Raw genomic sequence first — 21,784 nt, forward strand, 5'->3', positions numbered from 1 at the left:
TTTTATATTTTATCCGCGATCAAACATCCCAATAACTTCTTTTGTCTCAGTGATGTTCACAAACGCATTTGGATCGACTTCATTAATCATCTCTTTAACTTCTGATAATTGATAACGTGTTATTACAGTAATAAGGACTTTTCTACCTTCACCAGTAAAAGCTCCCTCACCATCCATAATTGTTACTCCTCGATAAAGATTTGCAAGTAACTTCTCTTTCACTTCGTCACCTTTACCTGTAATGATCATGACAGTGAGTTTAATATGATTCGTATGAATCGTATCAATAACCTTACCAGTCGCATAAATCGCTACAAGCGTATATAATGCTGCATCCCAGCTAAATACAAAGCCAGAAATTATTACAACGACCGCGTTCATCGCAGAAATCATTGCTCCAAGAGGAAAATCTCTTTTCTTATTTAGCAGCATTGCAATAATATCGAAGCCACCTGATGAACCTGATGCTTTGAAAATTATTCCAATACCAATTCCCGTAATAACTCCACCAAATAGTGCTGCTAGAAGTGGCTCATGTGTTACTTTATAAACCGGAATTACATACAAACTGACTGAAAGTACAAGTACTGAAAGAATTGTATATCCAATAAACCGTTTACCTAATTTCATTACACCTATAATAAGTAAAGGAAGATTTAATAAAAAGTTTAATATTCCTGTATTGAAAGGTGTTACTAGACCAAGCATGATAGCAATTCCACTTAATCCACTGCTTAGAATTTCATGAGGAATTAATAAGAAATTGTAAGCAAACCCTACTAAAATAGAACCCATTGTAATGATAAAAATATTGCGCATAGCTACTCTCCCTAACAAATTATCCTGTGCCATCATTTTTTTATCCATTAAATAAAAAATTACACAACACTCATACTAACGCTTCTGAACTTCTACTCGGTGACCATGTCATAAGCGCAATTGAATTATATTATAGTTGAGTTTCAACGAATAAAAAATTTAATAGTTTTTTCTGAAAAATGGGAATAACTACAATCAGCCAGTAACCACAAAAATTGTTCACAACTATAGCTATTTGAACAATTCATGCACGGACTTCCTTACTCTTCTGCACTTTTTTGATCCGCCACTTTATAAATCCTTTCTAACATTGGAGGATGCGTATATCGGAACCATTTTACGAGTAATGGCGGATTTACTTCGCTTAACCCAGATTTCGTGAGCTGTTGAAACGCCTTTACCGCCGCCTCTTTATCTCCCATTAACTCGATTGCATACTGGTCGGCTCTTGATTCTTGATATCTAGAAATATAATTTGAAAGAGGACTTGATGCAAATAATAGAATTGAAGTAATCAGTAAAAACAAAGGGAGCGAACTAATATCGTTTATTTTCTTTATTTTTAATACATTCCCATATCTTGCGATAACCCAAATCATGATCCTCGAAGTTAGCCAAAGACCAATAAGTGTCATAAAGATATAACCTAACATGCCAAAATAAATATGTTTCTCTACATAATGTCCCATTTCATGTGCCATTATGAAAAGAATTTCATTATCTGATAAACGATTTAAAGTCGTATCCCACAGCACAATTCTCGAATTACTACCGACCCCAGTAACATAAGCGTTGAGAGCATTAGTTTTTTCCGCCATATTCACTTCATACACATGTTCCGTTGGAATATTTGCCTGTTCTGCTAGAGACAGAATTTTTGTTTCTAATTCTTTATTCTTCAGCGGGTAAAAATCATTATACAATGGGTCAATTACTACCGGTTGTATAAACATGATAAAAATAGAGAATGGAATCGTTAATAACCAAGCATATAGCCACCATCTCTTGGTACTTTTTTTAATGAGCCAGTACAGAACTGACACAATCACTACAGTCATGCCGAAGCTAACCCAAAAGTCTATTACTCCATCTTTCATCCACGAAGAAAAATTCTGGTTACTAATCCCGTATTTCTTACTTAGGGAAAAGCGATAATAATCTAATGGAAATAATACAATATAAGTAAGAAGGGACAATAAAAATAAATAAATTACGTTTTTGAAGATTGTCCATTTAGATAATGACGCTGACCATTTTTCTAACATGAAAGATAACCCTATAAGCAACATTAAGAAGTAGAAGAGCCATTCAAATGGCGTCGCTACAAAAAAGAGGAAATTCCTAATATTTGAGTACTCCCCACTTAATAATAATTCGCGCTCAGACATAAATACCGAAGGATCTGCAACAGTCCCCTTTAAACCTGCTGGTATTGCGCCTCCACCACTATGAAAAATATAAAAGTACATCGCTAAAGCATACACTCCAAATATCAATAGAGCTGAAATTCCCAATTTTTTTGCTATGTCGTTTCCTCCCTTGTTCAGTTCGCCCTACAATAAGTTTAATCCAAAATAACAAAGATAGAACTTATTTTTATGTTAAAGCTTTGTTAACAATAGCTAACTCTCAAAATGAATATAAATTGATAAAAAATTCGGTCCTTGTTGAAAGAATTTATAAGTATATTCTTCCCCAAGATGAACAAATTCATGATTTTTTTATTTATTAATCACAAGGAAAATATAAAGATATTCGAGAGTTTTGTATTTATGAGCATAGAACGGAGTATAAGCCGAGTTTGCTGTCATTCAGGATATTGTAATCCACATTTGAATTTACTAAACAGATTCCTTTCTTCTCCCAATAAACAACAAACTCACTAATCCACAAACCAAAATAATTGGTGCGCTTACTTTATATAAATCAGTAAAACTCATTGCTAATTTTTTTTCTGCGTAACGACTAATGTCTTGTGAGTATTTCTGAATTTCATCATTTATTTTCTCTGACTTTTCTTCTACTTCTTTTGTTACCTGTTTTGTTATCTCTGCTTTCTTTATTTCTTTATAATTCTCTGGGATGTCTTTTATTGCTTTCTCCACGGTTTGTTGAATTAGAGCATCTTTTTGCTCTTGAGTAACTCCGAATTTTTCTCCGACTTGTTTCTTTTGATTACTTTCTTCTAAACTGTTTTCGTTTATTTTATCTTTAGCAGCTAGTAAAATTTTATCTTGCTCTTTTTTATCCACATGAATTTCACGTACTTTTTCTTCCGCAAATTGTTCAATTTTATTTTTATTAATTGTTAAATTATGCGTTAAACTTGATACAAATATTGCTACTGCTAATACTATACCTACTTGTCGTAGCATCGATACAACACTTTGGGAAGCCGTTAGTAATTCTCCTTCAAATGAGGAAGCTGTTAAGATCGTTATTGGCCCTACAACTAAACCATATCCAGCTCCTAATAACATACAAGGTAATATAATCTCTTGATTTGAAGACTGAATACTGATCATTTGTAGCCAAAAATACGAAACACTCATAGTAATAAATCCTAATAATATAATAGGAACTTTGCCAATTTTGTTAAGAAGAATTCCCGCAAAAGGAGAAACTAAAAATATCATCGCTGAAATTGGTGTCACTAATAAAGAAGCTGTTAATTCTGTTCGATTTTGCATTTTTGTAAGGAAAGTAGGAAGTAATACAGTTACTCCGATTAAAGACAAATTACTTAGTATAACAACAATTGAAGCTCCGACAAAAATCCGATCTTTAAATAGCTGTAAATTCACCATTGGCGAAACTACTCTTCTTTCGACTAATATAAATAATACGAAAGATATGATACTAGTAACGTAACATGCCCATGCAAGTCCACTCATCCAGCCCCATATATTCCCTTTCACTAAAACTAAAGTGAATAAGAAAATAGTTGAACTACATATTACACATCCAACCCAATCTATTTTAGATATTATACGCTCTTCACTTCTAACTGGAAGTAAAACAAAACAAAGGATAATACCGACTATACAAAATGGAATATTAACAAGGAACACCCACCTCCATCCTAAGTTTTGTGTAATAACGCCACCTATCACGGGACCCATTGCGGCTGATAGACCTTGTGTAACGCCTAATATCCCAAGTGCTATATTCCGCTTAGCTAATGGCATTGCTGATACACCAATTACCATACTTGTAGGAAATAATATAGCAGCTCCTATGCTTTGAATAAATCGCGAAAAGATAAGAAAATCTCCTGTATTCGCAAAAGCACATAATACTGAACCAAACCCAAATACAAGTAATCCAATAATATACATTTTCGCTTTCCCAAATATATCCGCAATACGTCCTAATGGAATCGCAAGTACCGCAATAGACATTGTGTATATATTTAAAATCCATGACATCTTCTCTAATGTAGTTCCTAAATTAGTTTGTATTGCTGGTAAAGCTATATTCATAATCGTTGTATCAATCATACAAAGGAAAATCCCTAAACACATTAAAAAGACGATTTTAATTCCTTTTGACTGCTCCATGTGAATCTCCCCCTAATTATTAAAACAATTCACTCTCAAAAACTACCCTTCTTGCTCATATCCTTTTTTCCTTTAGCTGTGTTAACTTTTTCTTTAATGTTTCAACTTCTGCAACATAGGTTGCGACACCAACTTCTAATGAAACTTCTTCTTCAAATGTCATGCCCTTTTTCCACATTTCGTATTTTGACAAAAGATCTTCGATTGCCGTTTCTTTTCTTTTTATTTGATCTTCCATCCATGTTTGAATAGTTTGTGCATCGCTATATTTACCAAAATACATGCGCATTAAAAAATCAGAACGCAATACTTCTTTTTCCAGATCGCTCTCCAAATATTGCTGGAACTCTTCTCGGCCCTCTTCCGTTATGAAAAACATTTTTTTATTTGGTTTTCCATCTTGTATCAAGACTTCTTTCCTGATTTTCCCGTCCTTCTCCAACTGTTTTAAAGTTGGATAAATCATCCCAAAGCTACCATCAAAAAAATGTGTGAATACATCTTCAAATACAATTTTTATATCATAGCCTGATAGCTCTTTCTCCATCAATAATCCTAATACAACGTCTCTTCCCTTCATACAAACACCTCACACAATCATTATTATTTATATCCATATTAACATTGTTAATATAATTAATAATAATACATCATATGTATTAAATTGTAAAATGATACATTAATTAATTTCTTATACATTTCATACAACTATGGGCGTTAATCTTTAAAGATGAAAATCCCGAATGGAAACTGTGGGATGCCCCTTACTATCTTCATAAAACAATGGCCTATGAAGATTTTCTTAATATGAACTATAAGTTTGTCCAGAATGATACCTTTTGGGCAATTGAAGTAAATGAAGTTGTTGTAGGAATCGTATTTTACTACTAGTAACATGAGCCTTCTAATTGGCTTGAGATCGGGATTGTTTTCCAAGAATCCCCAATTAGGTGAAAGGGCTTGGCACGAGGGCTTGAAAAGCACGTTATTATAATGGTGAGTATTACATTCTATCCGCATGAGGATGGTGTTAAGAGAAGAAAGGACGCAATAAGTTCGAAAAGCTTCAGAGTGATGAGTTCAATCAAATTGTCACTGAAAATGCAAAAGACCTTACCAATTAATTGGTAAGGTCCCCCATATATTTTTAAAAACAAAATTATGTTCAGTGCCATTATTCAGTACGGTAGTTTAAATAAACATTCCAGCTATGGCTGCACTTAATAACGATGCCAACATCCCTGAAGCGACAGCTCTAAATCCTAAGCGTGCAACATCTGAACGACGGTTTGGTGCCATCGAACCTAAACCACCTAACAAAATTGCCATCGAACTTAAGTTTGCAAATCCACATAACGCGAAACTAACTACAATAACTGTTTTTGGAGATAACTCCGCAATTTGAGGCGCAAAAGCAGAATAGGCAACAAATTCGTTTAGCACTAACTTTTGCCCGATAAAAGAGCCAGCCTGAACTGCTTCTGACCAAGGGACTCCGATGACAAATGCAAGTGGTGAAAAAATTAAACCTAAAATCCCTTCAAGTGATAACCCTTTAAATCCAAAGATATTTCCTAATCCACCTAGTATTCCGTTCAAAAGTGCAATAATTGCGATAAAAGCAAGTAGCATTGCTCCAACATTTACCGCCAATTTCAATCCATCACTTGCACCGCGTGCTGCTGCATCTACTACGTTGACAGAAGAATCATCTTTTTCCATCTTGAAGTTTTCATCATTTACAACTTCTGTTTCTGGGATCATGATCTTCGCCAAAATTAATCCTGCTGGTGCAGCCATAAAGCTTGCGGCAATCAAATATTCTAATGGAACACCTAATAATGCATAACCTACTAAAACAGACCCGGAGACCGAAGCAAGTCCTCCTGTCATAATAGCGAAAAGCTCTGATCTTGTCATTTTCGCTATAAATGGTCGAATAACAAGCGGTGCTTCTGTCTGCCCTACAAAAATATTTGCGGCTGCCGAAACAGATTCTGCCTTACTAGTTCCAAGAAGCTTTGAAAGAGCTCCTCCAAGAATTCGAATAAAAAACTGCATTATTCCTAAATAATATAGAACAGAAATTAATGAAGAGAAGAAAATGATAACGGTCAGCACCTGGAAAGCGAAGACAAAACCGAAATTTTGAGTATCAGCTGCAGGGCCAAACACGAACGAAATTCCTTTACCCGCATACGAAATTAAATTTTGTATGCCATTTGAAAAAGCAACGAGACCTTCACGCCCTGTTTCCCATTTCAATACAATAAAAGCAAACAAGATTTGAATCGCTAATCCCACTAAAATTGTTCGCAAATTGATTGATTTTTTTGCACTTGAAAAAATAAAAGCTATACCAAGAACGGCAAGTATGCCGCATATTCCCCATAATACATTCATATTAGACACCTTCTTTGTATGTAGTTGAAAAACAATTCCCTTTTATAAATTCCTTTATTATACATCTGATGACAGACAACTATTAAGCATCTTAACAAATAGTGCAAAGGATGTAAATTAAAAAATCATTCATACTTTTCAATTATTTTAAGCGCTTACAAAGCATTCTTATATCAAAACTAACTTGTTATAGTTTTACCCCAAATTCATAAAATTATCATATTTTTTGTGGAATTCGAGACCTAGAACGCCAAAAAAACTAACTGGTTCATTTTGAAATGAGTCAGTTAGTTTTTCTTGCTACGTTATTTTTCCAAAACTTGGTGGATCACTTCATAAGATTTGCTGTTATTTAGGTTTTTGTGAATGCATCTTGCTGGTTTTTCTCGTAAGGTTTCAGCGAAAGCCTTTGCCATTTCGGCTTCTCCTGCCACATAAATCTCCTTCCAGCCACGTTCTTTCTTTAATTTGTCAACAATTTCCCCAATGCCTTTATAGAAGCGACCCAAATTTTCTTTTAATCGAGGTTCTAATGCATTCGCTTTGGTACTTCCGATTCCTGGGTGATTGTCAGGCGTCACTTTTTTTCTATTTCCCCATTCTTGAAGGTTCGGTTCGAAATCGTAAATAAGTTCGTCATTCAAGAAACCCATAGCCGTATCTAGAATGCGTACTTCTCCAAAACTCGGTAAAACAATGCCTGCCTCAGGATAAGCTTTATAGATGTATTCCATTTCTCCAATTACCGGATGATCCTCCCAATGAAAGCTTGTTTTCATATGCACTTGTACATAGTGGACCGACCACAGACTCGGATTTTCCGAAGCGAAAATGATGACACCTTTATTCAATTCATTCTGACGATCTTCAATTTCTTTTAAGACTTTTTCTTTCACTGTTTTAAATGCATTCAGTTCATCCTCATCTTTGGAAGCAATTATATACTCTTCCATTCTTTTTAAACCACTTCTCAACTGTATGCTCCATGCACCTTTTAGCTGATCCGGATCAGCTGGATTAGTATTTAAATATACACTTAACACACTACGATTCGTACATTGAAACTCTTTCAGGGTCTGAAGTTCTTTGCTTATTGACATAAATCCAGTAACCTCCTTAAGGTGTTTAACGATATAAGCATGCCCAATTAACAAACCGACACACGCTAAAATCTAAAACGAATTGCAAACTACATCGAAAGAACTGTATAAAATAAATTTAAAATAGAATAATTGTCGTAAGTGAATTTTGCACAATCGTTTTTTACTAATAATAAAGGTAAGAACATGGTAAATTTGTAATTTATGAAAAAAAGAAAAAGTACTACTTGGCTGAGACATTATCTCACCTAGTAGTACCCCTTTTATCTAAAAATATTATGACTGTATAAATAATCGTAGGAAATGTCAATAAATAAATATTCATTCTCATTAACTGCTATTGAGAAAGTACGTGTCATTTCCCCAGTGTCTATATCGCTATATAAGTCAGACAACACACTACTTTGGTCATTACGCATTTCAATAATTGTTTTTAAAAAGTATGGACGCCAGCTCCAATTTTTATTAACTGCTTCTTCCTGTATAGCCCACTTCTTATCTATACGCATGATATTAGGAGATGTCTGAAAACCCTCTCCATCACAAATATAAAGTCGGAAGGAGTATGCATCTAGTTCTTTAGCAAGCGCTAAAAGTTGTTCTGTACTGTCGCTCGATGGCTTCATAAGATGTACGGATTTCTCTAATGTATTCTGTAAAGTTTTCAATGCATTGTAATTGTCTTCAAGCAAGCGCTTTTCTGCTGAGATAAACTGCTGACACCGTTCTTTGAAACTTTTTTTCAATTGATCCCGCGGAATTGTTCCTGTATGTACATCAGCTAGATATTTCCCTTGGTAATAACGTCCTCCATTTTTCCACGCAAATTGAAGTTGAAATTCTTTATCGATCCCTTCAAATAACATATTTGCGCCAATTTTACGCGCTAATTTACCCAGAGATTTGAACAAATCATTTTGCTCACCCCAAGATTGATAAGTTAAATGCTCTATATTCAGCTTCAAAATATTCGGAGACAGCGTTTTAATATAATCCCAATGACTTTCAGAGCCAACCTGATTAATAGCAATTTTCATACCATATGTTTGGAAATAACGAATGATATTATTAAGCTGTCTAAATTCACCATTATAATTGTGCTCTGAGATTACAAGAACAATACGTTTTAGCTCTTCTTCAGGTATATATTTTTTTATGACTTCAAAATAACTTTCTCCATAATCAAGTACTAACAAGTTGGCATTACAAGGTAAGTAAATATCGAAATCCTTTGACTCCTCCGCTAATTGCGAGAGAGCTAAATGCAAAATTCTATGCTCCACATCCACTCGATATTCTTCCGGAATATCGTCATCGTAGGCAAATGAATTTAAACTTAAAGTCTCTTCATTGTTTATCAGCTTACCAGAGACTTCATATGCAATGACAATGTGCTCGTCTGCACTAAAAATGGGCTGGAAGTGCGCTTTCAACTTCTCTAGGTTTGTTAATACATCAATTGCATCCACCCCATACACCTCCTTAACCGATTGACCTTTAGACAATCTTAACATAGTGAAACAATTGCTTTTTTGAAAAACAATTATTTCTATTTTCATGATATGCCGTCATATGCGAATATGCAAATGAACTTACTGTACTTTCACAAAAAATGAGCCAGATTATAATAACAGACATTTATTTTATCGAAATCGGTTAGACAATTGATAATAAAGACTTATATAACTAGTAAATATTCAGACCAAACAACTCACAATACAACCTCTACACTACCTTCTTTCACTCTCCTTATTTACAGTACGCTTTGTACAAGTTACACCTACTTAAAAGTATCATACACTATAAAAAAGAATTTAATTTCTAAAAGAGCATTCGTTGTGCTATACAGATGATTGGTCTTTATTTTTTGTAACTAAATTGAACACTATTCACTGCATTTTCTGACACTAATTCAAAGGATTTCGTTTTTACGGTTAAGCAGGAATTGAATCAATACACTAGGCACTTCAGTAGCAACATGTCACTCATACCGCAAATTCCCCTGAATTAACAACGTGAATAATTAATTTGTTTCAGGTGAAAATAAAATCATTATTGTTGAAAGTGGTGAGTGCATGAATTTCCCTATTATCCATACAAATTTTTGGGATGCTGTTATTGCCATTCCAATTATTATGATGATTAAAATTATTTATCATACTCCTTCGAAATTTGTTCCTACAATTGCATTATTCTTTGGATTATTTATTTCTATTTTCATTAGCCACCGAAATGATTTACTTGCTGGTATATTTATGGGTTGGTTTTACGGGTATGCAGCTATTGGTTTTACGGGTATGCAGCTATAGGAAATTATGCTGCATTAAAAACTGCTCTTATTAGTTACAGAAATTCCGAGAATTAATATGAACGATTTAATATTAGAGATGAAGTTCATTTGACAATAAATAGTCCTTATTCATTGATGTATCATTAATTAATCTTTAGATGTTATGTTTTATCTGAGGGAGGGTAAGGCATTGAAAAAGAGTAACACTAATATAGATTTAGATGAATTAATAAGTTCAGCATTACCCGGAACAAAAAATTCCGCCAAAATTGAGGTTCTTGCCGCGGCCGTTACAATAATAGCAGATGCTTTAACCGCTCTAGCCATTGTGGAGGAGATAAATGAAGTTCAGGCAGCAGAACAGATAAATACAAAAAACCAATCAAATAATAACCGCCAATTGAAAAATATGCAAAAACAATTAGATTTTATAGTTGCTCAATTAGCTAGAATTGAGCGGAAAATTGATAGAAACTAAATATGCATGTACACATAATACATACATTAATCAACATTGGAATGTAAAAAGCCAAGCCTGAAGTTTAAACCCGCTTGGCACTTTTACTATTTTGTTACAATATCTACTGCAACAATAATACCTTACTAATTACTTATAGATCAAAGAATTTTAAGGTGGATTTACTGTTTTACAATGCGCCAACTAATTACAGGAACGCCAAAATGCTTTTTTATATTTCTTTCGACGTTCATAAATGTTGCATCTAGTGGGTCGTTGTTTGTTCCTTTTATGCAACGTGATGTGAACATATGACAATTATTCCTGATTAGATTATAACCATTGTGTTTATTTTTTGCTGCTATCGCTCTCCTAGCAATAGCTGGGTCATGCAAGACATTACCATTTATATCGCAAGCTACATATAATTCTATTCCAGAACGTACAGATGAGCCATTTAGAAAGTTATAGTAATCTACTTCTATTATATGTTCGTTACCATTCAGCTCTATTATTCTTTTTCTACCAACATAGATGCCGGTATGATCAGGTGTACCTATGATTTTATTTGGAAGCCCTAGTAATTTACAATAGACAATACTACCAGGAATAGGTTCTACATGTTTGAGTAAGTGAGAACTTATGAACCTTCTCCACTTTGGATTATTAAATGCCATAAAACTTACCTCCCTTCAAACCAAAGTAAATCATTAATAATCAAATGATTTATTATTTTCAGGGTTAAAGTCTTTTTACATATTTTGAGTTTGCTGTCACATAAGTGCCTCCAATTGTTTTATACATCGCTGAACCATTTACAAGTACTTTCTTTTCTATCGTTAATTTCTCACCTTTTTTTACTGTACCAGTCGGTTTAGACCACCTTGGTCCATTATAGTAATTCAATACGCTTGCTAACACTTGAACTTGAAAAGTCTTATTTGTTGTAGGTTTTGAAACAGTAATAATTTGTGTTTTTATGACTAAATTCCGGAATGTTGACCATGTGTATGCCGCTTTACCACTACGCATTTTAGATGGACAGTTTTTACCACTCCAATGATTGTGTTGAACAACATTACTAATAGGAATTTTTTCATCTTTCATAATTTTAGCAACCAAAATAGCGGTGTTTTCAACTGCTTTTTTGTAGTTTCCATCTTCATTTACGCATATTTCAATGTGGATTGAATTTGCATTACCGTTGCCATTACCGTCCCCGGCAGCCCAACATTTAACATTATGATTAAAAGATTGTACCGCTTCCTTATCATCTACTGTCCAGTGCCATGAGGCAGCACGACTATTTCCCATTGCTTGTAAACGAGCATGAGCATTTGCATTGGCAGTTTTTCTAGTATTATCTGTCTCGTGAATAGTAATCCATTTATGACCGTTTCCGGTCCCGTTCGTTACTTTATTCATGATTGATTGTGAAACTAGGTGTTTTCTAATTTTGACCACTCGTTTTTCCTCTCCTTCATTTTAGATTCTTGTCCCTAATAAAAGTTTTATTGCAGTGTCATTACTACTTATTAAATGCTGAACCTATCATTTTTGTGAAAAATATGAGTTTTAAGCCTACTTTTTACCTTATGACGGATTAAATACTGGAATATCGGGAGTTATAATTTCTGTACATCCCAAAGCATTCTTAAATTGGTAGTTCAAATATTACGTAAATATGAAAAATCATGTAGAATTCCCCACCTTTACTTGTTACATAGGTTTTACAAATCTAAAGAAAGATTTTTTTCATAAAAAAATCCCAGATGCATTTAAGCATCTGGGTTTTCTTTATGAATGTAATAATTCCAAGTTATATAATATAAGATCTTTTTTACCTGATTTTAATATTTCATTTAGGTTTTCTACCTTCTGCTCTTCTATCATTTCACCGGTTATCAAATCATATTTCTCTAAATAATAGACGTCTTTTTTTCGATTATTTAAATAAAATAGCGCTTGTCCTCTAAAATCGACTTGCTCAAACTCTGGATGGAAATCTCCAGTTGGTCGGTTAAGTCGGAATTTTTTTTGGATGACATCATTAGAAGTATTGTATGAATATACTTCCCCTAAACCGTTAATATAATATAATTCCTGATTATGAATGTGTGTTGAATTATCAAAGTTGTAAGGTAAAGAGTCTGATACAATTTCTTCACTACGATACTCAGCGAGGTTTTTAACATTTACAGTGAATGTTAGTTTATTTATAGTTGCAAGCAATATTTCTTCTTTTGCATCGTTTTCTAAATATGAGAGAACAAAATAATAATTTTCCTTATCTTCTAAAATGGATGAGATTGGATCCAATTCTTCAGCATGAGGTAATAGAACTGTTGCTAACTGTTCTATTTTTACTTTGTCTTTTAAAGTAACCGATTTTAAATCAAAGCTATCCTTAATAAGATCTTTTGTTAAAACAATTATTTGATCTTTCATCGTACCTGCTGTAGCCACGTAAAATGGTAGTGATGCTGTTTTAAAGCCAGATGTATTGCCATATCTTACACCTGTGTCATAATCAGCATCATTACTAAATCCAGTGTTATAGAGGCTATAAAAGATTTCTTCTGAAGCGATATAACCAGAAAGAGTATTACGGATTTCATCACGTTTCATCGGGAATTGTTGCGCGTTTTTCCCTATTAGATAAACACTTTTTCTGGCATCCAAATATAATTGTTCACCATTGTATTTACTTACTCCGAATTCCATTCCCGCCATTTCCATTGCAGTGGCAAAGCCTTTTTTATCAATAAATATCGCTAAACTTTCCCCTACTCCTTTTTCTAGCTGTGGTGTCGCTGAAGATGCATAAAGAACTGCACGTTTATCTACTAAGAATTTTGGTTCTTCCATCGTCTGTTGTTGGAAAAATATGGACTTCCTTTGATGGATGGCAGATACATGAAGAATTGCATATAGTCCAGCACCCATCACAATTAGGCATGTGATGACTATAATCAACCGCTTTTTCATCTAGACCTCCTGTTTTACTATGTATGAATCATATAAATGCAACATTAATATAACAATAGTTTACATAATTAATCATACTAAAATTTCTCACGTTTTACTATTAATAGCGGAACCTATTCCTTAGGGAAGATTTATACATCAATACTACCGTGAATAAATAATTTGTTTTAGCATCAGTTCAATTTTAGTAACTGGAATAGAAAAACAAATACCCACTATTCTTTTCCTATTAGAAATCAACTTAATCATTGTTTTTCATTTCCATGTAAAATAAAGTGAATACATAGCATATTGAAGGTGAGGAAACTATATGGGAACTTTATATACAATTGGAGAAGTATTAATAGATTTTATCCCTCAACAACAAGGAATCATGTTAAAAGACGTGGCATCTTTTGAAAAAATGGCAGGTGGAGCCCCGGCAAATGTAGCTGCAACTGTAGCAAAACTCGGGGGAAACGCTTCTTTAATAAGCCAAGTAGGAGCCGACGCTTTTGGTCAATTTTTAATTGAATCATTACAAAACTTGCAGGTAAATACTGATTTAATTAAATTAACAAATGAAGCAAATACTGCTCTTGCTTTTGTTTCTTTAACTGACAAAGGGGAGCGAGATTTTTCCTTTTATCGAAAGCCTTCTGCTGATTTGCTATATAAAGAAGAATATATAGAGTCAGAATGGTTTTCACATGGTGATATTTTGCATTTTTGTTCAGTTGATTTAGTTGAAAGTCCAATGAAAGAAGCTCATAAAAAAGCGATTTACCTTGCACGTGAGAATAGTACTTTGATAAGCTTTGATCCAAATGTACGACTTCCTTTATGGGTTTCAAAAGAAAATTGTAGAGAAACTATTTTAAAATTTATACCTCTAGCAGATATTGTGAAAATTTCAGATGAAGAACTATTTTTCATCGCTGGTATCGAAGAGGAGGAAACAGCAATCGCATCTTTGTTTACAGGTCATGTAAAAGTTGTAATTTATACAAGAGGTGCTAGTGGCGCAACTCTTTTCACAAAGGATACAGCCTTTAGTATTCCAGGTTGTGATGTTATGGCACAAGATACTACCGGGGCTGGAGATGCATTTATAGGTGCGTTCTTATTTAAACTTTTGACAAATAACGTCGAGATAAATGAATTAGCTAACTTTTGTACACAGTTTGCTTGCGAATTACTGTCCTTTTCTAATCATTGCGGTGCTCTAACCACTACTAAAAAAGGAGCATTTTCTGCTCTACCAACTTTAGAAGACATTCATAATCTCTTAAAATGATAAAGTTAGTGAAAAAAGCGGCTGTGTAAAGTGATATTCAAAATCATACTTACACAAAGCATCTTTTTTTGACGAATAATACAACTACTCATCCCCTTCTATAATTATTATACGGGTTATATGGACTACTGGTTTCAAAAAAAGATATTTTTCCACTTATTTATATAGTGAAAGCAAAAAACGACTCCTACTATTAGGAATCGTTTTTTAGCTATTCGCAACTTTACCAAAATATCGCGAATGGTACCATGCTAGAAAATCATCTCGTTTAATGACATTTAAAACACAGGGCGTTTTTTCTTGACGTTCAATTTTTTTAAGTTCTTCAGGAAAATCTTCTTCAACTGATAATGTCATATACGGAAGTTTTGCTTGTGCTTTTTGAGAACGAATGTTTTCTACTCTGGCACCCGCAAATACATAGTCTAAATTGAACCGATTAAATGCTAATAACAGAATTAGTTCTTTTGCTTGCTCATTATATCCTAATCCCCAAAAAGGATCAGCAATCCAAGTGCCAATATGACATAACTTCTTTTCATGATCTATTTCTTTTAGAGTTGTAACACCAACTATTTCAAAAGCAGAATTAATAATAACACGAGATACTTGTTGATTTTCTCTTTCAGCAAGTTGCATGCCACGTATAAAATTGAGTACCCCACTGACTGATGTTTGATAATCATTCATGCCTAGTGCACTTTTCACTAATTTCGAACTGATTAATGGTGATATTTTTTCTGCGTACATAACATCATGAGGTATAAGTCTAATTTTATCCATCGGCAATCTCCTTTCTATACAATCTTATTGTTATTTTGTTAATACTAAGTTGCCTTTATATAGCTTTTTAAACATATATAATTATCAATACTTTTTATTTTTAACGAATTCTTATCTAATAGCTTATGCAAAACAATCTATTTAGGAATGGTCTATTTCTTTTCTTCAATGAAATACGAAAGTTTTAATCAAATTCATTTTTGAGCACTCTAAGTCACTTTTTTTCTTTTATATTTATTATTAGTACAATTATAAACAATTGTTCACAAATTTTTCAATTTTTTTTCGTTTTTTATATTGATATTCTAAAAACCCTTTTAATTTTTGAATAATCCCCAAAAGTGTTTGTGAAATTTTTAAAGAAGACTCTACTTTTATTCATTAAGATTTTAACAATTATTTTTTTATTTCGAGTGTATAGAAAGATTGTAATGTGAGGAAAATACATTAACAATCATACGTAGTATTAAAAAGGAGTTTTGTTGATGAAAGATGTCAATACTGCTGTCTTCTTTACTGTTCTAGGCATCTCACTATTTGTATTTTCGATCGTAGCACCTATTCAAAGTCCCGTTGTTCGAGTAATCATATTTCTATTATGTATACAGTTTATCTATCGTAGCTTGCGTATATTTACATCTATGGAATATAAAAAACGTAAAGTATTAACTGAAAATAAATGATTTCAAAAAGGACTTCCAGTTTCAGAAGTCCTTCTACAGATATGTACAAATTATTTTATTAAATCTCTTCAAATGAAATATTATTTATACCTTGTAAATGACTATTTTCTGATGCATATTGTTGCAGTTCCATTCTGATAGAAGGTGCTAACCATACATCACAATCACAAAGCGCTGCAGGTATATTTTGAATATGAAGTTCTCCACCGTTAAGTTTGAAGTTTTGCACGATTAAAGCCGGCTTTTTTTCACAATCGCATTTCCCACAAATCATATTATCTCTCCCATTCTTAATTTAACTACTACTTGATAACCCAAGTAAAGCTTTTAAATCCATTAACTATTTCTTTTTACATAACTACTCCATTATACTATAGGGAGACAAAAGTCACACTATAAATATAAAATAAAATATAAAGGAACTAATTTTTGAAAATGATTGTTGAAAAAATGCCTTCTTTGTATTTATTCGATTATCTATATTAAAAGTTAGCAATACTTCTCAAGACATAAAATAAACTCCATATTAAATATTATTTTCTAGTCAAAAAAATCAGCAACTTCTATTCTAATAGAAGCACTGATTTTGGTTTTATTATTCTTCATTCATGCTTACAATACAACCAAATCGAATTCCTTGCCAATTTAACAAGTTATTGGATTGACGCTCCCGATATAAGATAAATTCGCCCAATTTCAGATTGTCATATCCTCTATTTTTGTACTTCTGGTGTAGGGTAGTCAAAGCCCTTCGTATCCACTTCGACCTTTTTCATTTGCTGACCTTTTAACGGTTTATCTGCACTATCTCGTTCAGAGGCAACGATAGCATCTACTGTTTCCATGCCCTCAATTACTTTCCCAAAAGCAGCATATTCTCCGTCAAGTTGTTGAGATTCTTCTACCATAATAAAAAATTGCGATCCCGCAGAATTTGGATCATTCGTCCTTGCCATTGAAATGACACCGCGCTCATGTTTCAGATTATTTTCAAAACCATTTTTAGAAAATTCACCTTCAATAGAATATCCTGGTCCACCTGATCCATTTCCTGAAGGATCTCCTCCTTGGATCATAAAATCAGGGATAACCCGATGAAAAATAAGACCATCATAATAACCTTTTTTAACTAATGAAATAAAATTAGCTACCGTATTTGGAGCTGTAGAAGGCTCTAGTTCAATAACTATTTTTTCATTATTGTTCATAGTAATCGTCACAATTGGATTTTCTTTCACAGCTGATGAATAGTCCTTTTTTTCGCCCGATTCCTTTACCACTATCTTCTCTGATTGCCCACTTTTTGTTGAATTTCCACAACCCGTCACAACAAAAGCTACCGCTAGCAGGCTAAAGACAATATAAAACACTTTATATCTCGCGAACATATTCTTTTTCAACTCCTCTATATAATTAGTTTATTAATTATATAACTTTAAGATAATTCTGGACAACTTATTATAATGTGCATTGCATGCAAACTTTATCTTCCTAATTAGAAAACCGCACCTCCTTATGGTACGGTTCACCTAAACTACTATTTGCTTTTTCTTGTTGATCTCATAAGAATTCAATATGTTCCAGTTATTGTTACGCCTAATTGAAACTACAATATTCATATTAACCCACTTTAGTTGGTCTTCGTCACTTCTACAGAAACATAACCGTTATGGAAAGAGGATATATGTTCATATATTGAGCATATATCCTCTTTTTTAGTTTAGTCTATTTATTTTTTAATCCCAGCTGTCTTTTTATTATTTACTTAATCTTTTTTGAAGCACGTGCTTCTGTCATCTGCTTCCAAACAGAACCCTTTGCTTCCTCGCCTTGTGAAATGCGAGCGATGGCCATTTTCACTTGTAGTTTCACTTCAAATTCACTGTCATTACTTGCTTCTTCAAGAGCTTTAAGTGAGGTTTCTGTACCCGTTTCATACAAGTACATGGCTGCACGCCAGCGCACAAGTTTGTTACGGTCTTTAAGCGACTCCACCATTGCCGATTCAAACTCTACAAAGCCTAGATCACTTATACAATCCCCTGCAGTTCGACGTACAGAAGAACTCTTATCATTTAGTGCTTGTACTAATAGGGGTACAACTGCAACATCTTCCACCATGCCTAAGTAGATTGTTGCTAGACGACGAATAGACATTTTCTCATCTTGTAAAGCTTTTTCAAGTAAAGATAAATCTTCAACTTCTGGATCCGCCATTTGATCTAGCAGTTGGAAGCGGGTTTCCCAATCATCTACTGAAAATTCTTCTAACGAAACCTTTCGTTTACGTGTCTCAACAACGTCTTTTTTCTCTTTACTTGCCGAAATCAGTTCATCAATACGTTGTTGAGGGAAAGATGCCTCAAGTTCTGCAACAACGCTATCACCAATTTCCTGTTTATCACCGTAACGGACACCGTAGTCTACCCATTTGCGTTCATAGATATAGTTCTCATCCGTACTCATCGCTTCATTAAAAGCATTGATAAAACGTTCTGCTAGGCCAAAACGTTTTTCAGCAATACTATCAAACACTTTGACTTGTAATGGGATACCTTTAAACATTTGAACATGTACATATACTTCTCCAAAATGTTCGTCTACCTGTTCTTCACAATTCTTTACTTGCTCATCCTCACCAAATGCAATACGAACAGCTGCTAAAATACTTTCCCAGTCATACTTTGCAATACGTTCTACCGCTAGGAAATCCGCTACATGATAGACTCCTTTAACACCTTCGATTGCAAGTATGTCTTGCACTTCTTTTGGCGCATCAGATTTATTGGCTTCGTTATAGTTATATGCTTTACCAAATGGTAATTCATGATCTAAAACGATTTTCATTGTATTTGGACTTGGTGTTGGTTCTATTGTTAAAATGTTCATTTGTAATCCCCCTCTTATTGGTTCACAATGTCTTGTAAGTATTCCCATCGTTCAATAAGGTGCTCATACTTCGCGTTCAGTTCTTCCAACTCTGCTGTTAATTGTTGAAGTTTTGTGAAGTCAGAACCAGCTGTCGAGACACCTTCTTCTGCTTCCATTATCGCTTCTTCTAATTTTGCAATATCAGCTTCTATTGTTTCCCATTCTTTTTGTTCTTTGAATGAAAGTTTTTTCTTTTGAGTTTTCACTTTTTGTTCTTTTGGTTTTTCAACTTTTTCTTCTTTCACAGGTGCAGGTACTGCTTCAAGTTTTGCTAAATAATCACTGTAGATGTCGAGACTTTCGTCGATTCCACCTTGTCCATCCAATATCCAGAGTTTTTTCGCAATACGATCTAAGAAGAAACGGTCATGGGAGATGGTCACAACAACACCTGGGAATTGTTCGATAAAGTCTTCTAAAACAGAAAGTGTTTCAATATCTAGATCATTTGTAGGTTCGTCCAGTAAAAGAACATTAGGTTGTTCCATTAACAGTTTCAATAGATATAGTCGTTTACGTTCTCCACCAGACAGCTTGCCGATTGGCGTTCCATGCGTATGCAATGGAAATAAAAAACGTTCGAGCATCGATGCAGCCGAATGATGTTCCCCTTCTGAATCTTGAATATCATTTGCTGACTCACGAATATACTCAATCATTCGTTGATTGTCATTCATTTGCGGCAGTTGTTGTGTAAAGTGTGCAATACGGACCGTGGAGCCAACTTCTATTCGCCCCTGATCAGGTACAACCTCACCAGCAAGCATTTTCAAGAGAGTACTTTTCCCTGCTCCGTTTGCACCAATAATACCGATGCGATCGCCTTGTTGTAAAAGGAATGAATAATCCTTAATTAAATGACGTTCACCAAAAGATTTTGTGATACTTTCTGCTTCCAACACTTTTTTACCTAGTCTTGATGTTGCTAAACCAAGTTCAAGACCTCCATCATCTGATTTACGGTCTATATTATCAGATAGTTCTTCAAAACGTTGAATACGTGCTTTTTGCTTGGTTGAACGGGCCTGTGCTCCGCGACGAATCCATTTCAGTTCTGATCGATAACGGTTGCGCATTTTTGCTTGAGTGGCAACAGTCATTTCCTCACGAATCGCTTTGGATTCTAAATAGTCTCCGTAATTACCTTTATGTTTGTACAATGTTTGATTTGCAAGTTCATATATATGCGTCGAAATTTCATCAAGGAAGTAGCGATCATGGGTGATAAAGATGACAGCGCCTTTTAAACGTAGCACCATTTCTTGTAGCCATTCAGTTGATTGCACATCCAAATGGTTGGTTGGCTCATCTAGTAAATATAAATCTGCAGGCTCAATTAGTACTTTCGCTAAAGCGACACGTTTTTGTTGCCCCCCAGATAGATTAGTAACCTGTTCATCAAACATTTCTATACCGAGTTTTGTAAGAGCTGTTTTCGCTAATGCGTTAACGTCCCATGCTTGCTGGGTATCCATTTCTTGTTGTAAACGGAATAATTGCGTCTGTAATTGAGATGATTCTGGACTTTTCCCCAGTAAAGAGAGTGTATCTTCATAATCACGGTTTAGTTTTAGAATCGGTGAATCACCAGAGAATACAGCTTGTAATACTGTTTCATCTTGAGCAAATTCTGGATTTTGAGGTAAATGTGCGATGCGGTATTTGTTTGGGTGATCCTTGTCAATTTGGTCTGCGTCTAGCTCTCCAGCTAGTATGGACATAAGCGTTGATTTACCGGTGCCATTAATGCCAATTAAACCAGCGCGTTCACCGCTATAAATAGTAAAGTCGATATCTTTAAATAGAGTTTTATCTCCGACTGTTTTTGTTAGATTAGATATAATTAAATGGCTCATAGTTCCCCGTCTCTTTCATTTTTAAGCTGTTTTAAAAAGCATACCATAAATTCATGTCGTTCTTTAGCCATCTGCTTGCCTTTTGTTGTTGTCATTAAATCTTTAAGTAGTAAAAGCTTTTCATAAAAGTGTGTAACAGAAGCTGTTTCTTTATTACGATAGTCTTCAACAGACATATTATGGCGTGCTTCTTCTTGGTCATCATAGAGTTTACGACCTTTCGCCCCTCCGAAAGCAAATGTTCTAGCAATTCCCACGGCTCCGATTGCATCTAAACGATCTGCATCACGTACAATCTGCGCTTCAATTGATGTAGCTTCTAATTGATTGCCACCATTGTAAGAAACAGAAGCAATGATATCTCGAATTATTTGTTGCTTTTGTTCAGATATATTAAGCTGTTGTAAAATACGTTGTTCATTTTCTTTTGAATCGGTATATTTCGAATCACTTACATCATGCAATAAAACTGCAAGTACTACTAATTCAACATCTGCTGTTGGTTCCGTTTTCAAAATTGCTTGTGCATTTTGCATAACTCGTTCTATATGTTGCCAGTCATGACTAGCATCAAACTGATTATAAATATCCTTTACCATTTGCTCACATTGCTCTACAATTTTCATTTTTGTTCCTCC

At 34.1% G+C, this 21,784-nt stretch carries 19 protein-coding genes and 1 pseudogene; 4 read left to right on the top strand and 16 right to left on the bottom strand.

Annotated elements, in window-relative coordinates; all coding sequences use genetic code 11:
* Nucleotides 1–9: 9 nt before the first annotated feature.
* The 7 genes from ACZLO7_RS15365 to ACZLO7_RS15395 all read right to left on the bottom strand — a co-directional run bounded on the left by ACZLO7_RS15365 (nt 10) and on the right by ACZLO7_RS15395 (nt 9,351).
* Nucleotides 10–819 carry a YitT family protein gene (locus ACZLO7_RS15365; protein ID WP_464939851.1) on the bottom strand — a complete coding sequence of 270 codons (810 nt, stop codon included), beginning with the start codon at nt 817–819 and terminating at the stop codon, nt 10–12.
* A gap of 260 nt (nt 820–1,079) precedes the next feature.
* Nucleotides 1,080–2,345 carry a M48 family metallopeptidase gene (locus ACZLO7_RS15370; protein WP_464939880.1) on the bottom strand — a complete coding sequence of 422 codons (1,266 nt, stop codon included), beginning with the start codon at nt 2,343–2,345 and terminating at the stop codon, nt 1,080–1,082.
* 315 nt (nt 2,346–2,660) lie between these two features.
* Nucleotides 2,661–4,379 (bottom strand): MFS transporter, encoded by a 1,719-nt coding sequence (locus tag ACZLO7_RS15375; protein WP_464939850.1) that lies wholly within the window; start codon nt 4,377–4,379, stop codon nt 2,661–2,663.
* Nucleotides 4,380–4,434: 55 nt separating this feature from the next.
* The gene (locus tag ACZLO7_RS15380; RefSeq protein ID WP_464939849.1) at nt 4,435–4,959 is read right to left on the bottom strand and encodes a PadR family transcriptional regulator; all 525 of its coding nucleotides are present in this window, start codon (nt 4,957–4,959) and stop codon (nt 4,435–4,437) included.
* A gap of 611 nt (nt 4,960–5,570) precedes the next feature.
* Nucleotides 5,571–6,782: a NupC/NupG family nucleoside CNT transporter gene (locus ACZLO7_RS15385; protein ID WP_464939848.1), complete on the bottom strand. Its 1,212-nt coding sequence runs from the start codon at nt 6,780–6,782 to the stop codon at nt 5,571–5,573.
* A 305-nt stretch (nt 6,783–7,087) separates the two neighbouring features.
* Nucleotides 7,088–7,882 (bottom strand): VLRF1 family aeRF1-type release factor, encoded by a 795-nt coding sequence (locus ACZLO7_RS15390; RefSeq protein WP_464939847.1) that lies wholly within the window; start codon nt 7,880–7,882, stop codon nt 7,088–7,090.
* Nucleotides 7,883–8,145: 263 nt separating this feature from the next.
* Complete coding sequence (locus ACZLO7_RS15395) at nt 8,146–9,351, bottom strand: EAL-associated domain-containing protein (RefSeq protein WP_464939846.1); 1,206 nt, start codon at nt 9,349–9,351, stop codon at nt 8,146–8,148.
* A 606-nt stretch (nt 9,352–9,957) separates the two neighbouring features.
* Between ACZLO7_RS15395 and ACZLO7_RS15400 the strand changes: the two are divergent.
* A pseudogene (locus ACZLO7_RS15400) lies at nt 9,958–10,247 on the top strand (hypothetical protein).
* Nucleotides 10,248–10,362: 115 nt separating this feature from the next.
* On the top strand, nt 10,363–10,650 hold the full coding sequence (locus tag ACZLO7_RS15405) for a hypothetical protein (protein WP_464939845.1): 288 nt from the start codon (nt 10,363–10,365) through the stop codon (nt 10,648–10,650).
* 161 nt (nt 10,651–10,811) lie between these two features.
* Here ACZLO7_RS15405 and ACZLO7_RS15410 read toward each other — a convergent pair whose 3' ends face one another.
* From ACZLO7_RS15410 to ACZLO7_RS15420, 3 genes are all read right to left on the bottom strand, one after another.
* Nucleotides 10,812–11,306 (bottom strand): hypothetical protein, encoded by a 495-nt coding sequence (locus ACZLO7_RS15410; RefSeq protein WP_464939844.1) that lies wholly within the window; start codon nt 11,304–11,306, stop codon nt 10,812–10,814.
* Between the two features lie 64 nt (nt 11,307–11,370).
* Nucleotides 11,371–12,093, bottom strand: a complete 723-nt coding sequence (locus tag ACZLO7_RS15415; RefSeq protein WP_464939843.1) for an N-acetylmuramoyl-L-alanine amidase — start codon at nt 12,091–12,093, stop codon at nt 11,371–11,373.
* A 333-nt stretch (nt 12,094–12,426) separates the two neighbouring features.
* Nucleotides 12,427–13,617, bottom strand: a complete 1,191-nt coding sequence (locus ACZLO7_RS15420) for a YycP family beta-propeller protein (RefSeq protein WP_464939842.1) — start codon at nt 13,615–13,617, stop codon at nt 12,427–12,429.
* A gap of 310 nt (nt 13,618–13,927) precedes the next feature.
* Between ACZLO7_RS15420 and ACZLO7_RS15425 the strand changes: the two genes are divergently transcribed.
* Nucleotides 13,928–14,893, top strand: a complete 966-nt coding sequence (locus ACZLO7_RS15425) for a carbohydrate kinase family protein (RefSeq protein ID WP_464939841.1) — start codon at nt 13,928–13,930, stop codon at nt 14,891–14,893.
* Between the two features lie 207 nt (nt 14,894–15,100).
* Here the strand turns inward: ACZLO7_RS15425 and ACZLO7_RS15430 are convergent, their stop codons facing one another.
* Nucleotides 15,101–15,676 carry a GNAT family N-acetyltransferase gene (locus tag ACZLO7_RS15430; RefSeq protein WP_464939840.1) on the bottom strand — a complete coding sequence of 192 codons (576 nt, stop codon included), beginning with the start codon at nt 15,674–15,676 and terminating at the stop codon, nt 15,101–15,103.
* A 485-nt stretch (nt 15,677–16,161) separates the two neighbouring features.
* Here ACZLO7_RS15430 and ACZLO7_RS15435 point away from each other — a divergent pair, with 485 nt between their 5' ends.
* The gene (locus ACZLO7_RS15435) at nt 16,162–16,359 is read left to right on the top strand and encodes a hypothetical protein (RefSeq protein ID WP_464939839.1); all 198 of its coding nucleotides are present in this window, start codon (nt 16,162–16,164) and stop codon (nt 16,357–16,359) included.
* A gap of 58 nt (nt 16,360–16,417) precedes the next feature.
* Here the strand turns inward: ACZLO7_RS15435 and ACZLO7_RS15440 are convergent, their stop codons facing one another.
* The 5 genes from ACZLO7_RS15440 to ACZLO7_RS15460 form a co-directional block, all read right to left on the bottom strand.
* Nucleotides 16,418–16,633: a hypothetical protein gene (locus tag ACZLO7_RS15440; protein ID WP_464939838.1), complete on the bottom strand. Its 216-nt coding sequence runs from the start codon at nt 16,631–16,633 to the stop codon at nt 16,418–16,420.
* A gap of 439 nt (nt 16,634–17,072) precedes the next feature.
* Nucleotides 17,073–17,747, bottom strand: a complete 675-nt coding sequence (locus ACZLO7_RS15445; protein WP_464939837.1) for a peptidylprolyl isomerase — start codon at nt 17,745–17,747, stop codon at nt 17,073–17,075.
* Nucleotides 17,748–18,120: 373 nt separating this feature from the next.
* Nucleotides 18,121–19,248 (bottom strand): conserved virulence factor C family protein, encoded by a 1,128-nt coding sequence (locus ACZLO7_RS15450; RefSeq protein WP_464939836.1) that lies wholly within the window; start codon nt 19,246–19,248, stop codon nt 18,121–18,123.
* Nucleotides 19,249–19,262: 14 nt separating this feature from the next.
* A complete protein-coding gene (locus ACZLO7_RS15455) occupies nt 19,263–21,146 on the bottom strand; it encodes an ABC-F family ATP-binding cassette domain-containing protein (RefSeq protein ID WP_464939835.1) in 1,884 nt (627 codons plus the stop codon).
* The gene (locus ACZLO7_RS15460) at nt 21,143–21,772 is read right to left on the bottom strand and encodes an HD domain-containing protein (protein WP_464939834.1); all 630 of its coding nucleotides are present in this window, start codon (nt 21,770–21,772) and stop codon (nt 21,143–21,145) included. The genes ACZLO7_RS15455 and ACZLO7_RS15460 overlap by 4 nt, the downstream gene beginning before the upstream one ends.
* Nucleotides 21,773–21,784: the final 12 nt, after the last annotated feature.

This window comes from Viridibacillus sp. d25.2 (genome assembly GCF_055456015.2).